This is a genomic window from Cellvibrio sp. pealriver, assembly GCF_001183545.1.
GTDB lineage: Bacteria > Pseudomonadota > Gammaproteobacteria > Pseudomonadales > Cellvibrionaceae > Cellvibrio.
This window is the reverse complement of sequence record NZ_KQ236688.1, coordinates 3,959,375-3,975,167: the sequence shown is the minus strand read 5'-3', so window position 1 is coordinate 3,975,167 and position 15,793 is coordinate 3,959,375. Positions and strand designations below refer to the sequence as shown.

Annotated in this window: 11 protein-coding genes; 9 read left to right on the top strand and 2 right to left on the bottom strand. The window is 50.9% G+C overall.

From position 1 onward, the window contains the following. Positions 1–12 precede the first annotated feature (12 nt). From VC28_RS17215 to VC28_RS17200, 4 genes are all read left to right on the top strand, one after another. Positions 13–1,632: a hypothetical protein gene (locus VC28_RS17215; RefSeq protein WP_049631731.1), complete on the top strand. Its 1,620-nt coding sequence runs from the start codon at positions 13–15 to the stop codon at positions 1,630–1,632. A 129-nt stretch (positions 1,633–1,761) separates the two neighbouring features. Next, complete coding sequence (locus VC28_RS17210; RefSeq protein ID WP_049631730.1) at positions 1,762–2,517, top strand: polysaccharide lyase; 756 nt, start codon at positions 1,762–1,764, stop codon at positions 2,515–2,517. Between the two features lie 86 nt (positions 2,518–2,603). Then, positions 2,604–4,457 (top strand): sensor domain-containing diguanylate cyclase, encoded by a 1,854-nt coding sequence (locus VC28_RS17205; RefSeq protein ID WP_049631729.1) that lies wholly within the window; start codon positions 2,604–2,606, stop codon positions 4,455–4,457. 198 nt (positions 4,458–4,655) lie between these two features. Continuing rightward, positions 4,656–5,438, top strand: a complete 783-nt coding sequence (locus VC28_RS17200) for a sulfite exporter TauE/SafE family protein (protein WP_049631728.1) — start codon at positions 4,656–4,658, stop codon at positions 5,436–5,438. Positions 5,439–5,538: 100 nt separating this feature from the next. Here the strand turns inward: VC28_RS17200 and VC28_RS17195 are convergent, their stop codons facing one another. Then, positions 5,539–7,308 (bottom strand): type IV pilus assembly ATPase TfpB, encoded by a 1,770-nt coding sequence (locus VC28_RS17195; RefSeq protein ID WP_049631727.1) that lies wholly within the window; start codon positions 7,306–7,308, stop codon positions 5,539–5,541. Between the two features lie 290 nt (positions 7,309–7,598). Between VC28_RS17195 and VC28_RS17190 the strand changes: the two genes are divergently transcribed. The 5 genes from VC28_RS17190 (at position 7,599) to ilvD (ending at position 14,308) form a co-directional block, all read left to right on the top strand. Then, on the top strand, positions 7,599–8,276 hold the full coding sequence (locus VC28_RS17190) for a TIGR00153 family protein (protein WP_049631726.1): 678 nt from the start codon (positions 7,599–7,601) through the stop codon (positions 8,274–8,276). A gap of 27 nt (positions 8,277–8,303) precedes the next feature. Beyond that, on the top strand, positions 8,304–9,578 hold the full coding sequence (locus VC28_RS17185) for an inorganic phosphate transporter (RefSeq protein ID WP_049631725.1): 1,275 nt from the start codon (positions 8,304–8,306) through the stop codon (positions 9,576–9,578). A gap of 147 nt (positions 9,579–9,725) precedes the next feature. Beyond that, positions 9,726–10,880, top strand: a complete 1,155-nt coding sequence (gene argE / locus VC28_RS17180) for an acetylornithine deacetylase (RefSeq protein WP_049631724.1) — start codon at positions 9,726–9,728, stop codon at positions 10,878–10,880. Between the two features lie 91 nt (positions 10,881–10,971). Next, a complete protein-coding gene (argA, locus tag VC28_RS17175; protein WP_049631723.1) occupies positions 10,972–12,288 on the top strand; it encodes an amino-acid N-acetyltransferase in 1,317 nt (438 codons plus the stop codon). Between the two features lie 175 nt (positions 12,289–12,463). After that, positions 12,464–14,308, top strand: a complete 1,845-nt coding sequence (gene ilvD, locus VC28_RS17170; RefSeq protein ID WP_049631722.1) for a dihydroxy-acid dehydratase — start codon at positions 12,464–12,466, stop codon at positions 14,306–14,308. Between the two features lie 110 nt (positions 14,309–14,418). On the opposite strand, the gene VC28_RS17165 is transcribed toward ilvD, so the two are convergent. Further along, positions 14,419–15,792 carry a tetratricopeptide repeat protein gene (locus VC28_RS17165; RefSeq protein WP_049631721.1) on the bottom strand — a complete coding sequence of 458 codons (1,374 nt, stop codon included), beginning with the start codon at positions 15,790–15,792 and terminating at the stop codon, positions 14,419–14,421. Position 15,793 lies beyond the last annotated feature (1 nt).

Below are 15,793 nucleotides of genomic sequence, written 5' to 3'. Positions count from 1 at the left end.
GGAGCCGACATCATGGCCAAAAAGACCGCACCACTTCATCCCGATGCCCCGCTGCTGCTGAATAACCACAGCCGCCCGGTGACCCGCCGCGAACTGGTATCCCAAGGTTTCCGCGCCGGTACTGCCACCGTGTTAGGCGGCTCGATTTTCAGCTTGTTTGCCAATCCCCGTGAGGCTGAAGCCGCGCTCTCGGCGGACCTGATTGCGATGCGCAGCAGCTGTGGTATCGCCGCGCAGGGCGCAGGCAAGATCCCGTTTATCTGCTTTGATTTGGCCGGCGGTGCCAACATAGCAGGCTCCAATGTGTTGATCGGCCAGCGCGGCGGCCAATTGGATTTTTTAAGTGCGGGCGGTTACAGCAAACAAGGCTTGCCACTTTCCATGAGTCCGGCCGCCTCCAGCGCAGCTAATCCACTGATTAATAATGAGCTAGGCCTTTCGTTCCATTCCACCAGCGCCATGCTGCAAGGCATTTTGGAAAAAGTCGCCGTGGGCAACCGCGCACTGACCAACGGTGCAGTCATTCCTGCGCGCTCGGAAAATGACACCGGCAACAACCCGCACAACCCGATGTACGGCATCAACCGCGCTGGGGCAAATGGCTCACTGCTGGCGCTGATCGGCTCACGCGCCAGCGATTCCGGCGGCAACTCCATGGCACCGGCGATGATGATCAACCCCGAAGTGCGCCCGACTAAAGTCGATAATCCCAGCGATGTGACCGGCCTTGTCGATGTAGGCGATCTGGTCAGCCTTCTCGACCAACAAGACACTGTAGCGGTGATGGAATCAATTTATCGCCTGAGCGACAAAAAACTCAGCGCCGTCAACACCGGCACCAGTAACGATGCGGTGATCAAAGACATGGTGCGCTGCGGCTATGTGAAAAGCGCCGACCTCGCCGACCGCTTTGGTAATCCCTCCGCGATTGATCCGGTGGCCGATGCGGATTTGGTAGGCGCTGGCGGTGTATTTAGTCAGGCCGAATTTGATGGCGATGGTGAATTTCGCAAAACCGCATCGGTCGCCAAGCTGGTCATTAACGGCTATGCCGGTGCCGGCACGATTACCATGGGCGGTTACGACTATCACACCGGCGACCGCTCTACCGGCGAAACACGCGATTTACGCGCAGGCCGCTGCATAGGTGCCTGCCTTGAATACGCCGCACGCAAAGGTATGCCGCTGATGATTTATGTATTCAGCGATGGCTCGGTATTCAGCAACGGCATGATTGATGACTCGCCCATGGGCGGCGGCAAAGGTGTCTGGACGGGCGACGACCAGCAGACCGGTGCATCCTTCTTTCTGGTCTACAACCCCGCACGCCGTCCGGTGCTCATGGGCGGCAGCAGTAGCGACCCGGCCACCATTAGCGATGTACAGCGCGTACACCAGCAAATCGGCCATATGCGCGCCAGTGGCGATGTGGAAACTGGTTCAGGCGTAGGCGCGGCCAACAACGTCAACTCGCTGGTGGAGACGGTGATCCTCAACTACATGGCGCTGCACGGGCAACAAAACCAATTCGGCAATTTGTTCCCCGGCAACAGTTTGGGCAATGCCGCCGCGCTGGATAAAATCACCGCATTCACCCCCATTTGCAACGGCGTGATTTCACAGCCGGTGTAACTGCCGACACATCGACAGCACAATACAAAACGCCGATACTGCATGCCAGTATCGGCGTTTTGCTTTATCCACCACAAAAATTCCTGACGTTTTACATCGCCCACAACAATAATTCCAAGGATCTGCGCTATGAAAAAATCATGCTTGTTGATGTCCTGTTTTATCGCGTTCACCGGCTTTTGTTCTTTTAGCAATGCCAGCATTCTCTGGCAGGGCGATTTTGAAACAGGTGATATGCCGCAATGGAATTCGCCGATTAATCCCGCCGGATTATCGGTCACCGGTGAATGCACCTTTGATGGAAAACACGCAGGCAAAGTGACGCTGACGGGCGATGATTCTTTTTTATGGCGCGGCAATAAATTTCTGAATCGCAGTGAGTTCCATCATCGCCGCGCTGCAGGTAATACCCATGAAGGTAGAGACACTTTTTTTGCGTTCAGTTTTTATCTGCCCAAAACATTCAGCGAGCACAAACATGAACTGGGTTATTGGGAATCCGATAAATCCTGGCAACAAATGCTGCGCTTTAATATCACCGGCAGCGAATTGAGCTTTCAGGAATCTGCCGCAAGCGATGTGCTCTGGAAATTACCCGAAGGAGCAGCACCCGGGCAATGGCATCGCATTGCCTTGCATATCCACTGGTCAACTGACCCGAAAGTGGGCTCGGCGGAAGTCTGGGTGAATGGCAAGCACATGGGCAAACACCACTTTAAAAATTTGCCCACACAAGATGCATTGATGTTTACCCAGATTGGCATTTTGCGCACCCAGGAAAAAACCGTTGAAGAGATATTGATCGACGGTGCAATAGAAACCGATAACCTCACCGAACTGCTAGAGCGCGACAGGCATTTGGTGGGGAAGACCTGCGAAATTTAAATTTCCTGCGTGCAGATTTATACCATCGAGCTGCTAGGCTTAAGAGCAATTGGCTCGTAACAACTTGCTGCAACAACAGGATGGTTATGTCCGGCAAAACCGCATCACTTACCCGTTTGATGTTCTGCTTTTTCCTCGCTCTGGTGTGGCATCCCAGCCACGCGCAGGAAAAACCGCTGGTGTTAAGCAATCATCCCGACCAGGCATCGGTCTCACTCACCGAATACTTCGCCATTTTGGAAGACTCCAGTAACAACCTCGGCTTTGATGACATCCAACAACCCGAATGGGCGCAGCGGTTCACGACTGGACAGCCGCCCGCCGCATCGCTGATTTACGGTTTTACCCGCTCCGCCTATTGGTTGCGCCTGCGTTTGCACAATCCGCATAGCAATCCAGTCGAGCGGTTTCTGGACATCAATTACGCGCGGCTTGCCAACGTCCAGTTGTATCATCAATCGCCCGATGGCCATGTATTGAGTTGGACTACCGGCACCGACTTTCCCTTCGCAACCCGCCCTCACCCTAACCGCGGTTTTGTGTTTCCACTAACGTTAATGACGCAAGGTGAACACACCATTTACATTCGCGTAAAAGGCGTGGCTGCACTTGAGATTCCCGCTACGCTTTGGCAGACCGATGACTTCTACGCTTACGAGCGCAGCGATTATATTTTTTACTCGGTGTACACCGGTATCGCTCTGGCGATGGTGATTTTCAACCTGCTGGTATTCGCGCTTTTACGTGAAAGCATGTATGCGCTCTATGTATTTTTTGTCGCCTCATTCGCACTGACACTCGCCGCGCAAAATGGATTGGCGAATGAATTTTTGTGGCCTAACTCGCCGCTTTGGTCAAATTATTCCATGGCGATTGGTTATTCCTACACACTCGCTGCGCTGCTGTTATTTACGCGCAGCATGTTAAATACCGCGAGTGTATTGCCGCGTATTGATCGCATCGTAAAAACCATTGTGGCAATTTACATCGCCTCACCCATCGCCTTTTTTCTCGCCTACCAAACCGTTATTCCGTTTGCGATGCTGCTGAATGTGGTTGCCTCCACCTTGATTTTAGGGATTGGCATTTACTGCGCCATAAAACGGCAGCGCAGCGCCTATTTTTTTGTTGCCGCGTTTGTGGTGATTTGCACTGCATCGCCGATCAATTCGCTGCGCGTCGCCGGTTTGCTGCCGACTAATTTATTTACTGTGAATGGATTACAAATTGGTTCGGCGATTGAAATGATTTTGCTCGCCTACGCCCTTGCTGACCGGCTTTACACAACGCGTAAGGAAAAAGATGCCGCCCAAATAGCGGCGCTGTCTGCGCAGCAACAAGTGGTGGAAACACTGCAAAATTCCGAGCGCAATCTGGAAGAGCAAATCCAGCAGCGCACCCAGGAACTGATCGAAAAAAATCGTGCGCTTGAATTGCTGTCGATCACCGATCCATTAACCGGTGTATTCAATCGCCTCAAATTAAACCAATTGTTGCGCGATGAAATTGAACGCAGCAAACGCTATGGCATTGGGCTCTCGGTATTGATGATTGATGTCGATCACTTCAAAGCCATCAACGATACCTATGGCCACCCCGCAGGCGATTCCGTGTTAGCTACTATTGCTGCGCAACTGCGCCAGTTCAGCCGCGCCAATGACTCACCCGGCCGTTGGGGCGGTGAAGAGTTTTTGGTGATCTGCCCGGAAACGCCGCTGGATGGCGCAGCCACACTCGCTGAGAGCTTGCGCAGTGTTATTGAGCAGCACCCATTCAACCTTGCAACGCCGGTGACAATCAGTATCGGTGTCACGCAATTCAATAGCGATGACACGCTGGAATCCCTTATGGAACGCGTCGATAAAGCGCTCTATCAAGCCAAACAAGGCGGGCGCAACAAGGTGGTTATCGCGCCCATCGATGCCCTAATCAGCCCATAGATGCCCTAATTAATAGTGCAGCAAAAACCTGAGCCAGCATTCATCACCTCAAGACCGTTAAACACTTTCGGTTATAAGCACCAAACTAATTATCATTAGGCATCCTTCACCTCGGCTGTTAGCCTGCGCGCCCTGTTTATTTTTCAACACTTACATCCCGCAAGCTGTTTATTTATAAGCAGATTGCACTGGAGTTTTATGGATTTTCAGATTGGCTATGTGATCGCAGGCTTGGTGGTCGGTTTTATTGTGGGTATGACCGGCGTAGGCGGCGGATCCTTAATGACCCCGATCCTGCTCTACTTTGGTGTGAGTCCGGCCAATGCGGTGGGTACCGATTTGCTGTATGCCGCTATTACCAAAGCCGGTGGAATCCACGTCCACCATAAAAAGAAAAATATCGATTGGAAAATTACCGGTGAATTGGCCTTGGGGAGCTTGCCTGCGGCGGCACTCACTTTGTGGGCGCTGCATAGTATCCGCATGGATACCGATACACTGAACAGCATTATCAAAACCACACTTGGTTATGCGCTGATCCTGACCGCGATTGCGATTTTGTTTAAACGCCGGATTTTTGATTACAGCAAAAAAAATAACAGCTGGATCACACGCATGAGCCGTCGCGGCCAGATGATAGCGACAGTCGTGACCGGCGTGATTCTCGGCGCTGTCGTTACCATCACCTCCATTGGCGCAGGTGCCTTGGGTACTGTCGCGCTGTTTATGCTCTACCCGCTACTGCCCACTGTCCGCTTGGTGGGAACAGAAATCGCCCACGCAGTACCGCTCACACTGGTTGCCGGAATGGGGCATGCAGGTTTGGGGAATGTGGATTGGCATTTGCTCGCCAACTTGCTGATCGGCTCACTGCCGGGCATTTATTTAGGCAGCCACCTCGCCAACCGCGTAGCCGACCACTATTTGCGCCCGGCACTGGCAATCATGTTGGTGTTTGTGGGATTCAAATTGTTGTTTTGATCTGGACATTACTACCCTCACCCCAACCCTCTCCCGTAAATGGGAGAGGGGGCCAAAAGCATTGTGATCTGAACACCATTGTTCTTGGTATCACTGATGATTAACCCGCCTTATCCGGCGGCGGTGCCACACGCAAGACTTCTTCCATTGTCGTCAAGCCCGCTGCGATTTTCTGCGCGCCGGACAAGCGCAAGGTGCGCATTCCCTCTTTCATTGCCAACTTGCGCAGCTCCTGCAAGTTGCAATCCGGAACTACCTTGTCTTTGAGGTTATCGGACAGCATCAGGATCTCATACAGCCCCTGACGGCCTAAATAACCGGTGTTGCGGCATTCCAAACAACCCACCGGGCGATACACCTTGGCTGGCACAGCCACCTTCCAGGGAGCGACCAGCTCCTGCCAATGTTCGTGGGCGATACTGCCCTCTTCTTTGCAATGGGGGCAGAGTGTGCGCACCAGTCGCTGCGCCATCACGCCTAAAAGCGTGGCATTAATTAGATAGGAGGGAATACCCAAATCGAGCAAACGCGCGACCGTCGAAGGAGCATCGTTAGTGTGTACCGTAGATAGCACCAAATGGCCGGTGAGCGCGGCCTGCACCGCCATCTGCGCGGTTTCCAGATCGCGGATCTCACCTACCATGATGATGTCGGGGTCTTGCCGCATCAGGCTGCGGATACCGGCGGCGAAATCCAGCCCGATCTTGTGGTGCACCTGCGTTTGGTTAAACCGCTCTTCCACCATCTCGATCGGGTCTTCAATGGTGCTGACATTGACCTCATCAGTCGCGACTTGGCGCAGCGACGAATAGAGCGTGGTGGTTTTACCGGAACCGGTCGGCCCCGTAACCAGCAAAATCCCATTGGGGCGGTTGAGCATGGTGTTCCAGCGATTGTAGTCATCGCCCACCAAACCCAAATCACTGAAGCTGCGCTGCAGGACTTCCGGATCAAAAATACGCATCACCAACTTCTCACCAAAAGCGGTCGGCAAGGTGGACATACGCAATTCGATCTCGCTGCCATCACTGCGGCGGGTTTTGATGCGACCATCCTGCGGTTTGCGCTTTTCGGCAATATCCATGCGCGCCAGCACTTTAAAGCGACTGGTCACAGCGGTGGCTACATTCGCGGGCAATTCGTAAACGTAATGAAGAACACCATCAATACGGAAGCGGATGCGCCCGACTTCCCTGCGCGGCTCTATATGGATATCCGACGCGCGCTGGTCATAGGCATATTGCAGAAGCCAGTCTACGATCTTGACGATATGCTGGTCGTTGGCATCAGGATCACTCGCCTTACCCAACTCCACCAACTGCTCAAAGTTGGTAATCGCCGAGCCAGCTGATGCACCGCTTGCGCCCGACACCGAGCGAGCAAGGGTGTAAAACTCCACCATATAGCGCTCAATATCAGCAGGATTGGCTACCACGCGCTTCACCGCGCGGCGCGCCACATGCTCGACTTGCGGCTCCCAGCCCGCCATAAACGGCTGGGTACAGGCGATCACCACATGATCGGCCTCGACTTTCACACAGAGGATGCCGTGGCGCTTGGCAAAGGCGTAGCTCATCACCTCGGTACATTTGGACACATCGATTTTCATCGGGTCGATATGCACCAGCGGCAGCTGTGCTTTGGCCGCCAGCCACTCGGTCAGGGTATCGCCATCCAGATTTTTACCAGGGCGAAGGACATCTTCCATATTTTGGCTTGCGACGTACGCAAGCGGATGCATGATGGCCTGCTCGCGTGTGCGCGATGCCCCCAGTAACAGATTGGCGTCGATCTGACGCATACGGCCATCGGCGACCAGATCCTGAATCAAGCCACGTAAATCCAATACCCGGTCCAACACCTGCGCCATCTTGTTATTCCTGTTTGCGAATGAGGGGATTTCAGGGATTGTAGCGGCTCCAGGCCCAAGCGTCTGCACACCTCACCACAGGATCATCCACACACGCCGCCATACAACACGCCGCAGGCTGGCATTCACACAAGCATCATCTAGCCTGTTAATAATCCCGAAGGGGTAAATGCCTAGCAAATAACCACCCAAAAAGCATCATAAGTTTGTCATAAAAACGCAATAAAGCCGCGTGACCTTGGCAGGCGATCTTTTTATACTGCGCACACTTTTAACCGGAGGGGTAGTCCATGCCTTTTGCTAACCTGTCGAACCTGTTTGGCCGCTCGCCCATCAAGCCCATGCAAGAACACATGGCATTGGCTGTTAAAGCCGCCGCTGAATTGACCAGCTTTTTTGAAGCAGTGACCAGTGATGACTGGACTCGCGCCAGTGAAATCCAGCAACAAGTCGTCAAGTTTGAAAACGAAGCCGACGAAATCAAAAAGCACCTCCGTCTCCACCTTCCCAAAAGCCTGTTCCTGCCTGTACCCCGTACCGACCTGCTGGAACTGCTGACCATGCAAGACCGCATCCCCAACCGCGCCAAAGACATCGCCGGGATCATCATGGGGCGCCGCATGACCATCCCCGCCAGCATGAAAGACCAAATGAATGAGTTTGTGCGCGCAAGCGTCGCCGCTGCCGAACAAGCTCTCACCGCCATCAACGAGCTCGATGAACTGCTCGAAACCGGCTTTAGCGGCCGCGAGCTGACCGTCGTTGAAAATATGATCAAGGAATTGGACATCCTCGAAGAGAAAGCCGACCAACTCGAAATTGGGGTACGCACGTCTCTGTTTGCCCTGGAAGCCCAGTTGCCGCCTGTTGATGTGATGTTCCTCTACAACATCATTGACTGGGTGGGTGATATCGCCAACCGCGCCCACGATGTCGGTGGCCGTTTGCAATTGCTGCTGGCGCACTAACTGTTTTTAATTTTTAGGTAATTCACCATGACTTTATTTGCTGAATACAGCCAAGTGCTGTTCGTTCTAGCCTGTGTCTTCGGCCTGTTTATGGCCTGGGGTATTGGTGCTAATGACGTATCCAACGCCATGGGCACCTCGGTAGGCTCACGCGCACTGACCATGAAACAGGCAATCCTGATTGCGATGGTATTTGAGTTTGCCGGTGCCTATCTCGCAGGCGGTGAAGTAACAGAAACCATCCGCAGCGGCATTGTTGAGCTGGATGTAATGACCAGCCATCCGGATTTATTTGTGTTTGGCATGTTGTCATCACTCCTTGCGGCAGGTACCTGGCTGTTAATCGCCAGTATCCTCGGTTGGCCAGTATCCACCACCCACTCTATCGTAGGCGCGATTATCGGTTTCGCCGCTGTTGGCATCTCGGTTGATGCGGTGCAATGGGGTCAAGTCTGGGGCATCGTGGGCAGCTGGGTCACCTCTCCTTTGGTTGCAGGTATTCTCTCTTTCTGGATTTTCCGCTCGGTACAACATCTAATCCTCGATACTGAAGATCCTTTCGCAAATGCCAAACGTTACATTCCTTTTTATATGTTTGCCGTTGGCTTTTTCCTGTCGATGGTCACTATTCTCAAAGGCCTTAAGTACGTCCTCAAAGAACATCACCTGGAATTCAGCTTTATTCAAGCGATGATGATTGCGGCCGTTATTGGTCTTATTGTGGCAGGTATAGGAATGTATTTGCTCAGCCGTATCACCCAGGATGCCGCTGCCGATAAAAACAACCGTTTCTCCAGTGTTGAGCGTGTATTCGGTGTACTGATGATCTTCACCGCCTGCTCTATGGCATTTGCACACGGTTCAAATGATGTCGCCAACGCTGTTGGTCCTATGGCTGCCGTCATTAGCGTTATTCAATCCGGTGCAGTGAGCGCCAAAGCCGCTGTGGCACCTTGGGTACTTCTGCTGGGTGGTATTGGTATCGTTGTCGGTCTTGCTACTTATGGATACAAAGTGATGCAGACCATCGGTAAAAAAATTACCGAACTCACCCCAAGCCGTGGTTTTGCCGCTGAAATGGCTGCGGCCGCAACCGTTGTAATCGCATCCGGTATTGGCTTACCTATCTCAACTACGCACACACTGGTAGGTGCGGTACTCGGCGTTGGCTTGGCTCGCGGTATTGGTGCACTGAACCTGCGAGTGATCGGCGGCATCTTTGCCTCTTGGTTGATCACTCTGCCTGCGGGTGCCGGCCTTTCAATTTTGTTCTTCTTTTTCTTCAAAGGCGTATTCAACTAAGCCACTGCCGGACTTCCCAAACCCGAGCCGGTATTCCGCCTCGGGTTTTTTATTGTCTGCTTTTCAGTAGTCTCGCAGTACTTGCATTTTTACCGGCAATCATCGATAACACCCGCATAGTATTTAATGGGTAACGGCGAGCCACTCATGAGCGTTGATTTCAAACATTACCAACATCACTTGCAGCAACTGGTGGCATTACCATCGGTCAGTTGCGCCGTGCCCGAGTGGGATATGAGTAACCGCGCAGTTATTGATTATCTCGCCAACTGTTTTGCGGATTTGGGCTTCAACACAAAGGTGATGCCACTTGAGCAAACTGACAAAGCCAATTTGATCGCCACCCTCGGTAGCGGCGATGGTGGACTTGTACTCGCGGGGCATAGCGATACTGTTCCCTACGATGCCAACCGCTGGCAAACCGATCCATTCATTCTCACCGAAAAAGACGGCAAGTTATACGGCTTGGGTGCCACCGATATGAAAGGGTTTTTCCCGGTCATTATTGAAGCGGTTAAACCCTATTTGTCGCACACCTTTCGGCATCCACTTGTGGTTCTCGCCACTGCGGATGAAGAAAGCAGCATGAGCGGCGCCCGCGCGCTGGCTCGCACGGGCATACCAGGCGCAACACCACGTTACGCGGTGATCGGTGAGCCAACCAATCTGGTGCCGATTCGTGCGCACAAAGGCATTATGATGGAAGCCATTCGCGTGCAGGGGCACAGTGGTCACTCATCTAACCCTGCTCTCGGAAAAAATGCATTGGAAGCAATGAATCTGGTGATGACGGAGCTCATGCAACTGCGCGGCGAATTACAATTGAAATATCGCGACCCGGCATTTGCCGTGCAAACGCCAACACTGAATTTGGGCTGCATTCACGGCGGCGATGGAGCCAACCGCATTTGCGGCAGCTGCGAATTACATTTTGATTTGCGTTTATTGCCGGGGATGGATAACGATGAATTGCGCTCTATTATCCGGCAGCGTTTACGGCCTATCGCAGAACGCAGCGGAACCGATATTATTTTATCCTCATTGTTTGAAGGCGTTGATCCATTTGGTGAAGACGAACAGAGCGAACTGGTGAAAGCCTGCGAACAACTGACGGGCAACCACTCCGACAGTGTTGCCTTTGCTACCGAAGCGCCGTTTATGCAGCAGCTTGGCATGCAGACGTTAGTGCTGGGGCCAGGCTCAATCGATCAGGCGCATCAACCCGATGAATTTATTCCACTGAGTCAAATCGCCCCGGCAGTTAACGTATTGCGCAAATTGATCGAAAAATTTTGCCTGTAGACAAACACAATTGCCAGTGTAAAAAATGTTTAACGACATCATTACCAGCATGTAAAACATCAGATTTGTTAACACTGAAAAGAGAACCATTGTGCCAGCCAACACTCAAGATTATGTAAAGTGGTTTCGTCATTCCACACCCTACATCAACAGACACAGCGATAAAACCTTTGTGTTGATGCTGCCGGGCGAAGCCATCACACACGCTAATTTTCACAATATCGTTCATGATATTGCGTTGCTATGCAGCCTTGATGTGCGACTGGTTCTTGTACACGGCGCACGCCCGCAAATCGATGAACGCTTACAAGTTGCCGATACCTACAGCAACTTTCATAAAAATTTGCGAATTACTGATAGTGAAAGTTTGAATCTTGTTATTCAAGCGATTGGTGAAACACGCACAATTGTTGAAGCGGCACTGTCTACCAGCCTGCCAAACTCGCCAATGCACGATGCCGACATGCAAGTGATCAGCGGCAATTTTGTTGTCGCCATGCCTTACGGTGTGATTGATGGCGTCGATCTACAGCACACCGGAAAAGTTCGCAAAGTTCACACGCGCTCACTGAATGCAGCACTGGATTCCGGTGCTGTTGTGCTGTTATCACCTATTGCCTACTCACCAACGGGCGAAATTTTTAATTTGTCGTTCAGCGATGTAGCAACCCATGTTGCAAGCGCCATTAAAGCAGATAAATTTTTGGCGTTCGTTGCAGGCAATGGTGTAAGCGACAGCGAAGGAAATTTGATTCGTCAATTATCCTTGCAAGAGTGTAAAACCTACCTCACCGAACAAGGCGATAAAATCAGTTTTGATTTGCAACAAGCGATCAGCGCTTGTTATTTGAGTTGTTTGCAAGGTGTACAGCGAGCACAACTCATCAGCTACGAAACAGATGGCGCTTTGCTCACCGAACTATTTACCCGCGATGGCCTGGGTACAATGATTTATTCCGGGCATTACGAACAGTTACGCTCCGCCACTATCGATGATGTCGGTGGAATCATCGAATTAATTCGCCCTCTTGAAGAGGAAGGTATTTTGGTAAGGCGCTCACGCGAAGCATTGGAAATCGAAATCAATAAATTTCATGTCATGGAAAAAGACGGAACTATTATCGCCTGCGCTGCACTTTACCCTTATGGCGATATGGCTGAGCTGTCATGCGTCGCAACGCATCCGGATTATCGGAATGGTGGCCGCGCAGCACAACTGTTGCAACAGATTGAGGCACAAGCGCGCAAGCAGAAAATCAAACAATTATTTTTACTCACCACACAAACGGCACATTGGTTTATTGAGCAAGGTTTTATGCAGGGTAAATTGGAGGATCTGCCGGTACAGAAACAACTTTTGTATAACTACCAGCGCAACTCCAAGATCTTTATGAAACCATTGGAATAATCATTTTATCCCCTGCCCCGATTGCCCCGGGGCAGTACCCTGCATGACGGTACCTGATGCCAATGCCGGAATTCCGCCTTTTCTGGTATGCTTCTTATCCTCACAACACCTTTTACAATACTGAATTTCCCCACCGCCGTTAGCACAAGCAACAGGCTTCATGAGGTTATGCGTTATGCCAATCTACCGTTCCAAAACCACCACATCAGGCCGCAACATGGCTGGTGCACGCGCATTGTGGCGTGCGACAGGTATGAAAGATGAGGATTTCCAAAAGCCCATCATCGCCATCGCCAACTCATTCACCCAGTTCGTACCGGGGCACGTGCACCTTAAAGACTTGGGGCAGTTAGTTGCGCGTGAAATCGAGAAAGCAGGCGGTGTGGCAAAAGAATTCAACACCATCGCGGTAGATGATGGCATCGCTATGGGTCATGACGGCATGCTGTATAGCTTGCCATCGCGCGACATCATCGCCGACTCCGTTGAATACATGGTCAATGCCCACTGCGCTGATGCCATTGTGTGTATTTCTAACTGCGACAAAATCACTCCGGGAATGTTAATGGCGGCAATGCGCCTGAATATTCCGGTTATTTTCGTTTCCGGCGGCCCCATGGAAGCAGGTAAAACAAAACTTGCTGACCACAAACTCGATTTGGTCGATGCCATCGTTATTGGCACAGATAAAAATGCCAGCGATGAGCTTGTTAAAGCGTATGAACGCTCCGCATGCCCAACCTGCGGCTCTTGTTCCGGTATGTTTACCGCCAACTCGATGAACTGTCTGACTGAAGCTCTGGGCTTATCCCTTCCTGGCAACGGATCTACATTGGCAACTCACGCTGACCGCGAGCGCCTGTTCCTTGAGGCTGGTCGTCGCATAGTTGAAATCACCAAACGCTACTACGAACAAGACGATGAAAGTGTATTGCCACGCTCTATTGCCAGCTTCGAAGCTTTCGAAAATGCTATGGCGCTCGACATAGCAATGGGCGGTTCCACTAACACCATTCTCCATTTGCTTGCAGCGGCTCAAGAAGGGGAAGTGCCTTTCACCATGACAGATATCGATCGTCTGAGCCGCAAAGTGCCGCAGCTTTGTAAAGTCGCGCCCAACACCCAGAAATATCACATGGAAGATGTCCATCGTGCCGGCGGTGTTTTTGGCATTCTTGCAGAGCTGAATCGCGGCGGGTTAATCCATAGTCAAGTCCCTACCGTTCACAGCAAAACATTGCAGGAAGGCCTGGATAAGTGGGATATCGTCAGTACCAGCGATGAATCTGTCGCCCAATTCTTCCGCGCGGGCCCAGCAGGAATCCCAACCCAGGTCGCTTTTAGTCAAGCTACACGCTGGCCTACGCTGGATGCCGACCGCGTTGAGGGCTGTATTCGCTCTGTTGAACACGCCTATTCCAAAGAGGGCGGCCTCGCTGTTTTGAAGGGCAATATCGCATTGGATGGCTGTGTCGTTAAAACTTCAGGTGTAGATGAAAGCATCTGGGTGTTTGAGGGGCCAGCCTACGTAGTAGAAAGTCAGGATCAAGCTGTTAAAGATATTCTCGATGGGAAAGTAAAAGCAGGTGATGTAGTTGTAATCCGCTACGAAGGCCCTAAAGGCGGCCCTGGCATGCAAGAAATGCTCTACCCAACCAGCTATCTTAAATCCCAAGGCCTTGGTAAAGCCTGCGCACTGCTAACGGATGGGCGCTTCTCTGGTGGCACCTCAGGCTTATCTATCGGTCACGCCTCACCAGAGGCAGCAGCAGGAGGCGCAATTGGCTTGGTAAAGACAGGAGACATCATTCATATCGACATCCCCAACCGCAGTATTAACGTACTGTTGTCAGATGCAGAATTGGATGCTCGCCGTGCAGCAGAAAATGCTAAAGGTGCTCTTGCGTGGAAACCTTCCGAAGTGCGCCCCCGCAAAGTGACTGCGTCGCTTAAAGCCTACGCCATGCTAGCCACAAGCGCAGACAAAGGCGCGGTAAGAGATTTAAGTAAGCTCGATTAAGCGTTATTGCCATACTGAAAATCTGACTTTCAGTATGGCAATGTGTCCCACACAAAACAAAAAAGCCAGCTTGTGCTGGCTTTTTTGTTTTTAGCTGACAAGCAAATAAATTAATCTTGATTCGCCAGCTCTTGCTTTTTCTTTTCTCTTTCACAGAAAGCAATCCATTGAGCGGCTACTTTAGATGAACGAGCATCTTTACCAGCCTCTCTGAAGAACTTGATAGCTTCATCATAATTCTTCAACTCAAACTCTGCCTGGGCAACAGTTAAGTTAGCGTAATCAACACGCTTAATGCCACCCTTACGCAAAGCATCACGCCCCCACTTGGACGCATCTTTGAATTTATCATTCGCAAGATAAGCCTGAGCCAAACCGATGATTAACTCACCATCTGTTGACTTAGTGGCTGCGCGCTCATACTCAACCAAAGATTCTTTGGCGTTTTGCGCGAGACGTAATGCATCAGCTAGAGTTTTCAGGTTTTTAGCCGTTGGCTCTATGACTTTATCAGTGTAAATACCTTTTCTCAGAACCTTAGCCGCCTTGTAGGGGGTTTCAGCTTCAAGGAAAGAATAAGCCAGGTTAACCAAATCTCTTTCTGTAGTCAGACCACCCATTAAATAGCAAGTTTCCATAGCATGGAGTGCATCATTTGTACGGTCCAGCACACGGTAGACTTGAGAGAGCTGCTTCCAATATTGTGCTTTTGGATAATGCTTAATCAGCTTCTCTAGAACAACCAAACCGCCTTTATAATCTTCTTTATCAAAATACAATCCGCGCTGCAAAATATACCAAGACTCTGCAGGAACTTTGCCTGCGGCTTCTTGTACTTTTACTGCTTCGTTGATATTCAATAAAGCATTCTTACTGTCATCCAATTGATAATACAAAGTGGCAAACATGTAAGAATCTTCGGGCTTCAATTTGTCCGCAAAGTCTGTCCACTTCAGCAATGTTTCTAACGCTTTTTTAGGGTTATCAAGCTGTGAATAGAGCTGGCCAACGATACGGATAGTTGATGATTCCGTAGCTAATGGCATATTGGGGCTTAACGCGAGCATTTTATTGAAGCTCTCGATAGCCTTTGCATAATTCTCCACCCCCAAGTATGCATAGCCCATATATTGGTGTAACAATACTTTTTCGTATGGATTAGCTTTTGCGGAGTTAGCTTCCATCTGATTCAAGAGCTGCATGGCTTTACGAGGATCAGGCTTAACTGATTCATCTTGCGGCTGGAGAAAGTTAGCAGCTTCAGTAATTTTTTTACCAAATGACTCAGTTACATTGGGAAATTTACGCTGCTGGGCACCGGCATATTTGTTTTTTGCCGTTACTTGCGCATGCGCAACAGACAATTGGACACTTGGTGCTACTACTGAAAGCGCGTTGTTTATCAATACAGGCGATACAGCGATCAAACCAGCCAACAGAGTGCGATTAAGAGCAACTGAAACGGCAGGAAATACTTGTTTCATT